Source organism: Vulcanisaeta souniana JCM 11219, from assembly GCF_026000775.1.
In the GTDB taxonomy this organism is placed as follows: domain Archaea; phylum Thermoproteota; class Thermoprotei; order Thermoproteales; family Thermocladiaceae; genus Vulcanisaeta; species Vulcanisaeta souniana.
Map to the genome: position 1 here is coordinate 1,066,089 of NZ_AP026830.1, position 12,759 is coordinate 1,078,847.

At 45.2% G+C, this 12,759-nt stretch carries 13 protein-coding genes; 3 read left to right on the plus strand and 10 right to left on the minus strand.

Annotation, left to right across the window (positions count from 1 at the left end; all coding sequences use genetic code 11):
- Positions 1-6 precede the first annotated feature (6 nt).
- Genes Vsou_RS05745 through radA form a run of 3 tightly spaced genes read right to left on the minus strand, consistent with a single transcriptional unit; the run spans position 7 to position 2,712 of the window.
- Positions 7-480, minus strand: a complete 474-nt coding sequence (locus Vsou_RS05745; protein WP_054843142.1) for a hypothetical protein — start codon at positions 478-480, stop codon at positions 7-9.
- Between the two features lie 39 nt (positions 481-519).
- Positions 520-1,704, minus strand: coding sequence for an OBG GTPase family GTP-binding protein (locus Vsou_RS05750; RefSeq protein WP_188602287.1), 1,185 nt, complete (start codon positions 1,702-1,704; stop codon positions 520-522).
- A 51-nt stretch (positions 1,705-1,755) separates the two neighbouring features.
- A complete protein-coding gene (gene radA, locus Vsou_RS05755; protein ID WP_188602286.1) occupies positions 1,756-2,712 on the minus strand; it encodes a DNA repair and recombination protein RadA in 957 nt (318 codons plus the stop codon).
- Positions 2,713-2,794: 82 nt separating this feature from the next.
- Between radA and Vsou_RS05760 the strand changes: the two genes are divergently transcribed.
- On the plus strand, positions 2,795-3,724 hold the full coding sequence (locus Vsou_RS05760; RefSeq protein ID WP_188602285.1) for a LysO family transporter: 930 nt from the start codon (positions 2,795-2,797) through the stop codon (positions 3,722-3,724).
- 2 nt (positions 3,725-3,726) lie between these two features.
- Here Vsou_RS05760 and Vsou_RS05765 read toward each other — a convergent pair whose 3' ends face one another.
- Positions 3,727-4,200, minus strand: a complete 474-nt coding sequence (locus tag Vsou_RS05765; RefSeq protein ID WP_188602284.1) for a CBS domain-containing protein — start codon at positions 4,198-4,200, stop codon at positions 3,727-3,729.
- A 66-nt stretch (positions 4,201-4,266) separates the two neighbouring features.
- On the minus strand, positions 4,267-6,792 hold the full coding sequence (locus Vsou_RS05770) for a V-type ATPase 116kDa subunit family protein (protein ID WP_188602283.1): 2,526 nt from the start codon (positions 6,790-6,792) through the stop codon (positions 4,267-4,269).
- A 105-nt stretch (positions 6,793-6,897) separates the two neighbouring features.
- Between Vsou_RS05770 and Vsou_RS05775 the strand changes: the two genes are divergently transcribed.
- Positions 6,898-7,179, plus strand: coding sequence for a 50S ribosomal protein L35ae (locus tag Vsou_RS05775; protein WP_188602282.1), 282 nt, complete (start codon positions 6,898-6,900; stop codon positions 7,177-7,179).
- A gap of 24 nt (positions 7,180-7,203) precedes the next feature.
- Here Vsou_RS05775 and Vsou_RS05780 read toward each other — a convergent pair whose 3' ends face one another.
- From Vsou_RS05780 to Vsou_RS05800, 5 genes are all read right to left on the minus strand, one after another.
- Positions 7,204-7,962 (minus strand): hypothetical protein, encoded by a 759-nt coding sequence (locus Vsou_RS05780; RefSeq protein ID WP_188602281.1) that lies wholly within the window; start codon positions 7,960-7,962, stop codon positions 7,204-7,206.
- A gap of 68 nt (positions 7,963-8,030) precedes the next feature.
- Positions 8,031-8,723: an AMMECR1 domain-containing protein gene (locus Vsou_RS05785; protein WP_188602280.1), complete on the minus strand. Its 693-nt coding sequence runs from the start codon at positions 8,721-8,723 to the stop codon at positions 8,031-8,033.
- Positions 8,724-8,771: 48 nt separating this feature from the next.
- The gene (locus Vsou_RS05790) at positions 8,772-9,317 is read right to left on the minus strand and encodes a Mut7-C RNAse domain-containing protein (protein WP_188602279.1); all 546 of its coding nucleotides are present in this window, start codon (positions 9,315-9,317) and stop codon (positions 8,772-8,774) included.
- A gap of 6 nt (positions 9,318-9,323) precedes the next feature.
- Positions 9,324-11,327 carry a ribosome rescue protein RqcH gene (gene rqcH / locus Vsou_RS05795; RefSeq protein WP_188602278.1) on the minus strand — a complete coding sequence of 668 codons (2,004 nt, stop codon included), beginning with the start codon at positions 11,325-11,327 and terminating at the stop codon, positions 9,324-9,326.
- Between the two features lie 44 nt (positions 11,328-11,371).
- Positions 11,372-11,632 carry a hypothetical protein gene (locus Vsou_RS05800; protein ID WP_188602277.1) on the minus strand — a complete coding sequence of 87 codons (261 nt, stop codon included), beginning with the start codon at positions 11,630-11,632 and terminating at the stop codon, positions 11,372-11,374.
- Between the two features lie 56 nt (positions 11,633-11,688).
- Between Vsou_RS05800 and Vsou_RS05805 the strand changes: the two genes are divergently transcribed.
- The gene (locus tag Vsou_RS05805) at positions 11,689-12,735 is read left to right on the plus strand and encodes a histone deacetylase family protein (RefSeq protein WP_188602276.1); all 1,047 of its coding nucleotides are present in this window, start codon (positions 11,689-11,691) and stop codon (positions 12,733-12,735) included.
- Positions 12,736-12,759: the final 24 nt, after the last annotated feature.

Below are 12,759 nucleotides of genomic sequence, written 5' to 3' on the forward strand. Positions count from 1 at the left end.
TTTTCCTTAAATAAATTCCTTTGCAGTATCCGAGATTACATACTTATTGTCCCTAAGCAAGACGTAACCCAACCTATTCAACATGGTCAGTAATTCATACTCTCTGTCGCTGAGTTTGTTGATTTCATTAATAGAAATTGGTAATTTACTTAGCAATCTCCTAATAATTTCCTTGGTCGTGACGACCTCCCTGTTGGCAGACTCATCCCTAAGTAAAATAACCCTCCCACTATCTATTAACCTCTTAAGGAGTCTCTTGGACAACACATCCTTGGTATCAAGGAATAAACTCTCATTAATCAACCTGAGTAATCCACTGCCAAACTGCTGCGTTCCAGTTGATGAGGATTGTTGTTTAATTCCCTGCTCACGCAACTCCCTCAATTCATCTTTGACTAGGTCTAGCTCACCCTCAATTGACTCAAGCCGCTCCAGGACCTCCCTAAGTAACCTAATGCACTCACTGTACGTTGAACTCATTATTCACAAACTAAGACTGTTAATTATAGGGCTTTACCTTCATAATGATGAGTGTATCTCAACAATATCACCATCATTAAGCACGTAATTAATACCAACCCTCTTTATACCTGCCGGGTACTTATCAATTCTCCAAACCCTGGCGTACTTGAAGCCCTCGTAAAACCTACTATGGATCTTCCTGGCTAGGTCACCGACTGTCGAACCTCGCTTCAAAATGAAGGGCTTTGTTGAGTACGTATCGGCATCAGGCTCCTTAGTATAAATCCTTATTAAATCCATAACCCTCAACAGTGATTCACTGAGTAGCCTAGGATCAATGGCGCATTTACTAAGGGATGCCGTTAATGTAATTACCTCATTCCTTAACCTACCAACAATGTAATCAACATAATCCTTATCCGCTAAATCGACTTTATTTATCAGAACAAGCGATGGTTTATACACGATGTCCTTAAATATTGATTCCTCAACATCATCCAGTGTCGCCTCGCCATTAATCGTAACCAAGGCATTACTAATGCCATAATTCGCCAGTAGCTTTTTTACATCCTCCGCGGTACCATTCAACAACCTACCAATGACCTGAATACCACCTGTTGGTCTCCTCTCTATGGTTACGAAACCCCTGGGCCTAATTACATAAATACCATTTTCCCTAAGTATATTCTTCAGGGCGCTGTATTGAACCTCAACATCACCAGTGGCATCAAGAACCATTATTGCACTATCCGCATTCCTAATCATCGAAAGCGCCATGGCATTAACATCGGAGTCAACGTCTTCAATGTTTATTGATGGTAGCTTCACCAATTGAAAGTAAATATTATCATAAATAAACATGCCAGGTATTGGCTCAAGTGATGAGAATGGCACTTCATCAGGCTCAACCCTAACATTGGTCAAGCACCTCAGTAGGCTTGACTTACCTGATGATGGAGGCCCAATAACAACCACCTGCGCATCTCCCTCCTTCTCCACATAATAACGTATACTGCCTCCACCGCCCGACCTCAGTGATTTCTCCTTGACCTTCTTCTCCTCTATTTCCCTTCGTAACTGAGCCATCCTCCTCCTAGCCCAATGAACCAGGTTCTCCGTACCCTTATGCTTAGGCACAGCACTAAGGAACTCCTCAAGTGCCCTCAACTTCTCCTCAGGCGTCTTAGCCTCCATGACCTTCTCCCACTTCTTCCCAGCCTCAGGTGGTAGATTAGCAGGCATTACCAGTAATTACCTAGGAAGCTATGAGTTAAATAAATTATTTAAACGTCACTAAACATCCTCAATCCCCTTATCCGTAATCCTAAACATGGCACTGGCCTTGAAGGGAAGTCTAGGCGAGTCCAGGACCTCCATGACTTTTACATCCTCCTTAGATTTCCTAAGGAATAATCTATGGGTAACCGCGTGGGCGAGCACATTACCGCCGGCCGGCCTCTTAACCTCGATGTAGCCCATCGGCACGTCAAGAACTTGGTTTGTGAGAACTACATAAACATTATAGACCTTCGCAATCCTCATCAACCAATCAAGTATGTAATTAAGCCTCTGCTGCCTCTCAGCCAGCCTCTCCCTACCCTTAAACTCAGCCCTGTAAAGGGCGATTATCGAGTCAACAACAATGAGCTTGGCGTTGGCCTGCTCCACGAGCTTAACAACATCAAACTTGATCCTATCCTCTAGATCGGCTGCATTGATTACCTTAACCACATAAATATTATCCAAAGCCTCATTAGGGTCTAGATCGAACCTCTGGGCAATATTAACGATCCTACTTGGGGAGAAGGCCTCCTCGGTATCTAGGTAAACAGCAGCACCGCCAACGCCGCCCTTATCCTGACTTAATTGAACAGTTACTGAGAGTTGATGACAAAGCTGTGTCTTACCAGTGCCAAATTCACCGGCGAATTCGTAAATAGCCTTGGGCTCTAAGCCGCTCTGCAGTAGCTCATCAATAGCCCTAACATTAGTCCTCAACCTAATGATATTCCCAAAGTTTTTGGCAATGTCGGTGGCCCTTGAAACCCTATTATTACCAAAGACAATGTCCCTTGCAGCCCTCAGTATCTTCTCAACCCTGTCCGGCGTCATGTCCGTTAATTCAATGAGTTCCTCAGGATTGAAAAGCGCCAGGTGCCTCACGCCCAATACTCCCTTGGACTTCAGTAACTGAGCCGTCTTTGGTCCAATACCCTCCAAATCCTCTAAATCCACATTATCCTGAACCATACGAAACTCTGCATTATTTACCCGATAAATAATAAATAGGTATTTGTTAAGAATTAAAAACCAAGCCTATTAACAAAACAACGTGCTCAACATAGCCAACATAATCGGTGATTTATTCCTAGTGGTATTCCCAATAACAATGATCATTGGATACATGCTTAGGGCCAGGGTTAGGCAACTCGGAATTGGCAATTACCTACAGTATGTTGTTATGGTACTGGTATTCACAATGGCCCTTTGGGCTGGCAACATTGTGGCCAGTAACTACGTTTTCTACATAATACTTTACTCAATAATATATGCACTATTCTCCATAGTAACAAGCCTAGCCTTAACTATACCCATCAGCCTAATCCTCGGTACAAGGCACGTTAAGGAAATCCACACGGGTAATAACGCGAAGATCAATGTGAAGTTACCACTGGTATTACTGATCATCCTGGTCATTGGATGGCTACTTGGTTATTATGTGAGGTATGGGCCAATGATTAATTACCTTAATTACCTAATCACGTTTGAATTACTTACATTAATACTGGTGATTGGCCTTGATATTGGCTCTTCAATAAACACATCACTCCTTGCCCAGGGATACCTAGGCATAGTAATTGCCATCGTCTCTTTATTGGGCAGTTCCATCAGTGGATTAGTACTGCATTACCTGGTTAAAATACCGTTAACAGCATCCCTCGGAATATCGATGGGCATGGGTTGGTACTCATTAACAGGGCCCCTCCTCAGTGTCAGGTTTGGGCCGGCAATAGGCACATTGGCCTTTCTGGCTAATTTCCTTAGGGAGCAATTAACATACCTATTGGTACCCTCAATGGTGATTATTGGCTTTAGGGACATCGCCTTAATATCCATTGGTGGTGCCACGTCCATGGATGACACACTGCCCATCTATAGGCTTTACATGGGTGAGACCAGTGGCTTTATAGCATTCGTAAGCGGTTTCGTAATAACAATAATATTACCAGAATTACTACCTTACGTAATAACAATCAAATAGGACTAGATTCCCTCATCGATGTTTATGATGTCCCTGATCATACTAACCTCCTCCTCCGTAGCGCCCAGCCTACTTATGTCCATGTCAACTAGTAGTCTCGCCAACGCTATCGCCGCATCCCTAATTGATATTATTCCGATTATCCTACCATCCTCATCAACTATCGGCAAGTGCCTAATACCGTGCTTAGCCATTATGTGCACAGCCTTTATTAAGCTTGCATCCTCCTCAATAACTATGACGTCCTTGGTCATGACGTCACCGACAGTCAACGCATCAATATTAACATTATTCGCTATCAGCCTCAAAAGGTCCCTCTCAGTGAATACCCCAATTACCCTACCCTCCTCATTAGTCACTATTATTGAACCAATATTCCCCTCATTCATAATCTTAATAACCTTAATCAAGGATTCATCATCCCTCACTGTTATGGGTACCTCCTTCATCACATCCCTAACACGTGGTATTGCCATATGAATAAATGACCGGAGGATCTATATATACTTTATTAAGCTATTTTTACCACTAAGCAACTCTCACTACACTGCAATAGTTAGCCTAACCCACCTTAAGCCCAGTGTGAACGGCATAAACAATGTGCCTGCGCCACTGAAGAACTTTGTGTACATTTCGTAAAAGTGAAGCCTTAGGCTTTGTACAAAGGCCACAAAGCCCTCGCCAAGTATTATTATTAGGTTAAACACTATTAATACGATTAAGCCAGTTGGGGTTAATAATCCCAGTGAGGCGGCCCAGGCGTAAGTCATTGCCGTGAAAACCGCGTGCATAATCGCCACTATGCTCAGCCTCATGAAGGATATCGTATTGGTTAGGCTCGGTATTGCAGCCTCAGCACTAACCTCAACAGCCAATTGGGCAGCACTGAACCCGGGAACACCCCTATACTTAGCCCTGAAGTAAAATAGTGAATACATTAATATTGCGAGCATGGCAAATACGGCATATGCCCAATACCACATTAAGCCCTCTATTGCATTGAATAGGGGATACAATGGTTGCAGCAATGGAGTCTCCTCACCAATTCTTATGACAGGTATGAACCCAGGACCCATCAGAGCAAGTACTAGGAATAGAAAGAAGAAGAATAACGGTACATAAAAACCAATGGCCAAATCCCTCTCTCCACCTCTATAGGCATTAACCACCTTAAGCGCGAACGCCAATAATAATGACACTATGCCAACCATTATTGACACGGCCAACATCGCATAAATAGAGTCAGAAAGTACCTCCAATGCCGTGCCACCAACATGAACCAGCCTGAAGGGTGCTGGTAATACCTCCATTCCAAATATTGTACCGCTCTCCACAAACGTGAAAATCATCGACCAAATACCCGCCATGAGGAACACTAACCCCCAAATCGAGTACTTACCACCAAATATCGAACGCAGGAAGGCATTGGACCCCTTATAACGGGACCTATACAGGGCATAACCGAAGAGGGACAGTACTATGCCGTGGCCCAGGTCTGGGTACATCCAGCCGTAGAAGGCTGGGAATAGGATGAAGGTTAGTATTATTGGGCTTATCTCGGTGTACTTAGGTACGCCGTACATATACGTTATCTTCTTAAAGGCATCAACAGGCCTTGGGTACTCCTCAAGTGTTGGTGCCTTCTCAGGCTCTATCTCCTTGACGTATACCACCTTACTTTCCTTCCTCACCTTAGCATCCACAGCCAGTTTACTCAATAGCGATGTTAGTAATGCATCGAACCTGCTTGATAAACCCTCCTTAACATAACCAGCAATCGTCACCACATCACCACCGACCCTATTAATTCCCTCAACTCCATATGTGGAGACCTCGTTGTATTCCTTCACGAACTCCTCCTGCTCCTTCTCCAACTCCCTTAACCTAGACCTTAAATCAGCCAGTTCTCTACCCGTTAAGTCATACGCCGACTTTACATTCATTAGGTAATCCCTATTCACCTCATAAACCTCTTTGCCAAGTAGTGAAGCATCTAGATTCTCTGGGGGTTCCACAATCATGAGTATTGACACATCCGTGCCCTCGACATCCCACTTGGTATACATGAACCCCTTAATGGCTTCCTCATTTACACCGCCCCTAATTGCAAATACCCTAGTCCTCAACCTACTGAGTCCCCCAAGTGTAATGCCATTCCTCTTCATATACCCCAGAACCTCATGTACAACCTCCAACTCCCTAATTCTACTCTTTGTACCATTTATTGAATTAATAATTTGTACTAATCTATCGCCAACGTCCTTACCCTCGGGAATCGCCGAATCCATGTACTGCCTAACAATGTTTGTTATTGAATCAGAAAGATCAATAATTGCGTAGGCCCTGTCACTGACCTTAGTCAGGAAGTCCCGGAAGTCCTGTTCCAGCTTCGTTAACCTACCCTCTAGCTCCGCTAACCTACCTTTCATTGCACTTAAATCAATAGAACCGGACACCTCAAGAGGATTAACATTAAATAATTTGTACGTACTTAATAATCCCTGCCTTGCCCATTCTGGGTATATCACCAGTGAGTAAAATCTGTCCTGTACCCTTATTGGCAAGGTCTCTGCATTGTAATTAGCAACAGCTTCCTTGAATTCATTGAAGTCCTCCTCACCAATGGGTACTATGTCAACTAGGAAGTGCCTTAGCTTTTCCACCACGACGCCACCCACCGATGTCAGAACGTCAACAAGGCCCCTCAACTTATTGTACTCAATTCTAACACCTTCGATTGAGCCTAGGTACTGCCTTATCCTGGTGAGTAGGTCATCACCATCCTCAATTATGTACTCAACGAGTTCATCGAATAAACCAACCTTTACCTCATGCGTTGTTGGCGGTGGTGGTATCGAGTACTGGGCGAGAATCCTACCTAGCTCCCTGGATATGTCCTCAACCCTCCTAATCCTCTCTGAGTACTTACCTGGTACCTTGGGCGCTGGTATTATGCCGGGCCTTGTTATTGGCATGAAGTAACCAGTGTTACCGATATTCATCAATAAGTCAAAGGCGTACTCTGACGGTAGTGCAATCTTGTACTCAATAAGTCTCACTATTGGCATTCAACAACCAAGGGACCGTTGTGGAATTTAAGCATTATTCCTCCAGAGCTTCGTCACGACAATCCACGGAAGTAGCATTTAAAAATGCCTGGCTAATTTACATACGTGTCAACGCAGGTAAAGTCCATAAAGGCAAGGATATACTCAATAAGGAGGGGCTCCTTTGGTTATTCTAGGGACGCTATAGTCATTATACCAGGAGTGGAATCCATGGTAGACGCCGTGAAATTCATAAATTCAAAGGTGGTTTGGAGATCAAGGGCTGGCGCCGAGATCGTGGGTAGCGTAATTAGGGTTTGGGGCAAGCACGGTCAATTGCTTGTTAGATTTAGGCGCGGGTTGCCGGGGCAGGCATTGGGCGATGCCGTTGACTTGGTACCTAAGTAAAACGGGGATTATTTTTAATTTAGGTCATGACTTGCATGGTGGTCTTGCGGGATCAATTATTTTATAACCAAATAATAGGCAAACACCCGTATTTGAACCAAAGTAGATGCACTCCCTGCAATCATTAGGCCTTCCCATAACAAGCTTTACCTTGGTCTGCGATGCCAGGGGCTGCAACTGCACGGTCTGTACCTGCAGTCTCTCACTAATTGTGGTCATTCCTTCCTGCTGCGTTGGTTGTCTAGTCTCCATTTCTTCAGTTGGTTGTTTGGTCTCTACTTGCGTGGGTGGCGGTGGAGGGGGTGATGGAGGCGGTGGCGGTGGGGATGATGGCGGTGGCGCTTGCTGTGTCTGTGTTGCTCGTATGCTTGGTTGTGGCATTATAGGTTGCACCGGCTGCATCGTGGGTGGTTGCATTGGTGCTTGCGGTGACAGTACAGCTATTACCTCGTCCATGACCGTTTGCTTAACTGTATCTGGTGGCGGTAGTTGCCCTTCATATATCTTCTTACCGTTAATTATCAAAGCCGGTAGTGCCCTAATGCCGTCCTGTCTCATTGACTTGACTAGGTATATGAGGTTCTGCGGTATTTGCCCCTCGGGCATACTTAATGCATTAATGGCTGCGTCTACCGCCTCAGGCTTTATCCTAATGAATGTTGCATTAACATTCTTCTCACTACCCTTGAACTTCTCTCTGACTTCGGATACAACGTTTCTAATAACGTTTTCGTAAGTCTCATCCTTGCCAACAACCATGTAAAACTTGATCATGACTGGCATATACCTCGATTTTAGATTGTATTCCGATATTAATAAATCTTTAGTGTCTAAAATAACACCGAGTAATACTATCTATTCGCTACTGGCAGCTTTACACCATTTTCCAAGAATCTATTAAGGTAGAGCTTGCGCTCAACTACGTCTCCATCTGGCCGTAATTCATATATTATCTGCGTCTCAAAGGCCCTAATGCTCATGGGCTCACATATCTTTAATCGTTCGCATAACTCATTAATGAAACCCTCATTATTAAGGAGCTTGCCTGTCCTTTGGTGATACCCCTCGGCAAGCTCCACAACCTTCTGCGGGAGTATTATTGTGGCCTTTCCTGAATCAACTATGTAAAGCCCATGATAACCAAGCACCATACTATTCCTGACCCAGTCACCATCGACGTCGATTGGTGGGGACGCTATCGTGATTTCAAGAACGCAATTCTTAACCTCAGCAACGGATATTGGTGAGAATCTTGGGTCGTAAAATGCGGCGTATAAAGCAGCGGTTACAGAGTCCTCTAGCAGGTTTTTCATGGGCCTTATCGTACCCATGCTACCCCTAAGGACCCTCTTAATCATGCCGTCTGAGTACATGAGCTTCTCAATGGACACGAACACGCCCAGCTTCAGTTCGGCTATCTTAACTAGGTGCGTTGGGTCAATGTTATACTCAGCCTTAACACTGAGTCTCTCAAGGATCTTGGCCCTCAGGTACTTAACTAGACTTGAGTATTCCTTCTCATTAAGCGGCCTGAATAACTGCATGCAATTACGCACTATATGCAATAGGTTTATATCAGTTGGTTTCTTTGTTTATTCATGAAATATTAGTAAATTATTGTTAACGCAGGAGACTTTGAGTTCGCTTAAAATGCCCCGGGCTATCTCCAGTTCCCTCCTTATACGAGCATGGTGACTCCCAACCCAGTAAACCCTGCCGCAACCAGTGCATAACCAGAAGTCACTATGCCTGAGCAATACGTTATTCGGCACCTTATTAATCACGGCCTCCCTACTAACCTTAATAAGTCTCGAGCCACAGACAGGGCATAGACTCCTATTCATATCCAGCGATAGTGGAAAACTCAATACCAGTGATAGTATGGAGAGCCACTCAACGCGACTCGTGGTGATCAGTAATAGGCTTAACCGTGTCCTTTTCCTGAACAACTCCTTGTCCCTGGTAACTAATAGTTGGTTCACACCGAGCAACTCGTTATCACTAAAATTCGGACTGTAAACAGCCCTAACACCCAGCATTCTCAACCACCTAACTAACCAACCAAGCATTGAGTCCACGACAACCTCATCATCAGCCACAGGCAATGAAACGCATGTATTTAACCTAGCAACCTCCAAGCCGCATCACTTTAACTCCCTTATTTTGTCCCAGGGCACTGGGTTCCCTTCGTAAAACCCATCAATAATTGAGGGGCCGGGCACGGCATCAACCACGTTGCTTAGGTTAATCACCTTAACGAAACCGGGTACCCTAGCCCTAAATGCATTATAAATCTCCTTGCTTAATTCAACCCTATCCCTAGACCCCGGCCTTAGCACGGCATAGTAATTAACCAATGAGCCTATCACCCTAGGTGGTGCTGTGATCAACCTAAGCAATGACACATCATCCAGGTGATCAACCCTGACACCAATACCTAGACCAAGTTCCACATTCCTAACCCAACCCCTTGTGCCGTAAATCATAAAGCTACCCTTGCCCAAGTACTCACCGGATGGCGCCTTCTTGGTGACCTGCTCACCCCTGACATAAAACACGTCGAGTACGGATAAGCCCATGACCCAGGCCCTGGAGTAGGATACGGCGTATTGGGCTGCCTCGTACACATCATCATCACTGGCCACATCACTTGGACCGGCTAATCTTATCACTACGGCCGCGGCACCCGGTATATCGGCATGGACAAAGACATCCCAAGGCCTCAGGTAATGCCTCACAATTACCTCATTCTGCGTCGCGTCCCTACCCGCTATTACTAGCCTGCCACCACTGGTTACAAACCATCTAAACCTCTCAAACCACTCCCTGGCCCCATAAACAACACGAATGGACTTCTCTCTAATGCTCTCCATCAACTTCTCACCCTCAGCCTTAAGTTCCTCGATTCTCTCCTTAAGCTGGTTCATGACCTCCTCGGCATTTCTCGCCTTACGCTCAAGCTCCTTAGCCCTATTGAAGAGACCGTTGATTAATTCACCAACGCTTGAGTTTAGCGGTATCGAGACTACAACGCCGTTAATATCGAGTAGTACAGCCTTACTCCTGGGGTCGAAACCCTTAACCTTAATTCCCTGATATTCCATGCCCTTAACTACGTCCTGGAACTCATCCTTATATGAGACCCAGTAATTCCTGAGAATACCCAGTAATTCCTCAATGACGTACTTCCAATTAAGCACGGTCTCCGCCTTAACCCTAAGTTCCTCAGAGCCCTTCTTAAAACCCTCAATGCTCATGGCCAGTTCATCAATGCTCCTCTCAAGCTTAGTTATTTCACCCGTAATACCGTTAAGCCTCCTCTGGGTTTCCTCATTAACCTCAATCTCGTGGAAGTACTCATCAACGGCCTCATTAAACCTACTAAACCGCCTCGTACCATCATGCTTTACCGAGAGGTACTTAATTGGTGTCACCGTTATTGGCATACCGTTGTTGTAATAAATCATGGGCTCCAGGTCACCCTTGATCACCGAGTTTATCATCAACCTCACCACCGAAACAATAATACCTAGGTCAATGGAATTAATAGGCGCCGTACAGTTAATTGACGCCCTAGCACACACCTCGTTAGCCACCTCACCACCTAAACCCAGGCCTCTGGCTATTGCCTTACCCACCGTGTCATAATTACGCAGTGCATTGGCCACATTTTCATAATCATCAGTAGGCCTGGTAAAGCCCTGGGGCGGAGGCTTATACTCAAGGCCATTACTTATCACTCGATCCTTACCCCTATAAGTCCTTAAAACCCACCTAATTATGTTGTTGTTATCCACATATATGGCGTTCCACGGCTCCAGTAACTCGATAATTAGGGAACCACCATCAAACACAAGCCTTATTATCCTGTCAAAGTTTAGGACATTTACATCCTTTAACCTCGAGTTCTCAATGAACTGCCTGAGTATCGTGACCCCCTCGGCACCGTGCTCAAGGACATAACTAGTTAGTCCAAACCTATGGGAGTTTGCGATTATGAAGTACTTCTCGGGGCCCTTTCTGAACCTCAGCAACAACGAGTCGCCCATTGTGTATACCTTATCGATTATGGATCCCCTCAATTCAGTAAGCTCAGTAACCACGGCAAGTAGGTCCAGGACGTTTAATGACTTTTTATAACTAGCCATTGCTCATTTTTAGTAAAGGGCAAACACCCTTTTTAAAGGCGATTTCACCTCTTCGTGGTTGCTGAATCACCCTTCTCCCTAAGTAATTCGATTAATTCGTTAATGGACTCCCTCAGGGACTTGATCTCCTTTATTAACTCATCAGTGCCTTCGAACTCGACCTTAAACCTAACGCCACTTGATTGCTCATAATCCTCCACATCACCAACGCGTCTCTTGATCCTACCCTTCCCATTGCTGTCCCCATCATCAGTTAACTCCTGAAGTAATTCCTCGAGATCCACCTTCTTCTTCCTACCGAACATACAAACTAAATGCCTCAAGTAAGTTAATAAGCCACTGATGATTTCTTAATAAAGACATGATTGGGGTTATTTATGACTATGCATACCTAGAGCATAGGCCTCCCGGGAACCATGTGGAGAGACCAGATAGGGTTGTCTCAATAATAAAGGCGGTAAATGGTTTAGCCCCTGTGGAGAGACCTATTAAGGATGTGGATGAATGGTTGCTTAAGGTTCATGATGCGGATTACGTAAGTAAGATAGACCAAGTGTGCAGCGAGGGTTATGTATTTATAGATGCGGATACGTACGTAAGTCCAGGGACTTGCAGAGCAGCAAGGCTGGCCGTGGGCGCGGTCCTTAGGGGCATTGATAAGGTGTTGAGCGGTGAGTGGAATGCTGCCTATGCAATTGTTAGACCGCCTGGTCACCACGTTGGCCGTAATGGTAAGGCATTGATGGCCCCCACCCAAGGCTTCTGCATATTCAATAATACAGCTGTTGGTGCTGTTTATGCCCTGGAGCACGGTGCCGGTAAGGTGGCTATACTCGATGTTGATGCCCATCACGGTAACGGGACCCAGGAAATCTTCTACAGCGATCCGAGGGTGTTGTACCTGAGCCTTCACCAGGATCCATTGACGATTTATCCAGGCACCGGGTTTATAGACGAGGTTGGTGAGGGGTATGGCGAGGGGTTCAATGTTAATGTACCGCTGCCGCCATTCACGGCAGATGACGCTTATCAAGTCGCCCTTAATGGCATTGTATGGCCAATAATCGAGGAATTCAAGCCACGACTAATCCTAGTGTCGCTGGGTTTCGACGCCCATGAACTAGACGGCATAACCAACCTAAGGCTCTCCCTAAATACATACGCAGAGGTCTTTAGGAGGTTGAGGGACTTTATTGGTAGGGTTGGGGGTGTGGTGTTTGTCCTTGAGGGTGGTTACAACAATGATGTGTTAAGCAGGGGCTCTGTACTACTCATGAACATCATGAGTAATAAGGAGATGGAGATCGATGAGGGGATCACTCGGACAGAACCCAGGGTGCTTGCCCGTGTAAACTCAGTAATTAGGGATGTAATTAGTACTCAAAGGGTGTATTGGCACTTGGGATGAAAACGTTTAAATGCTCATTGATCA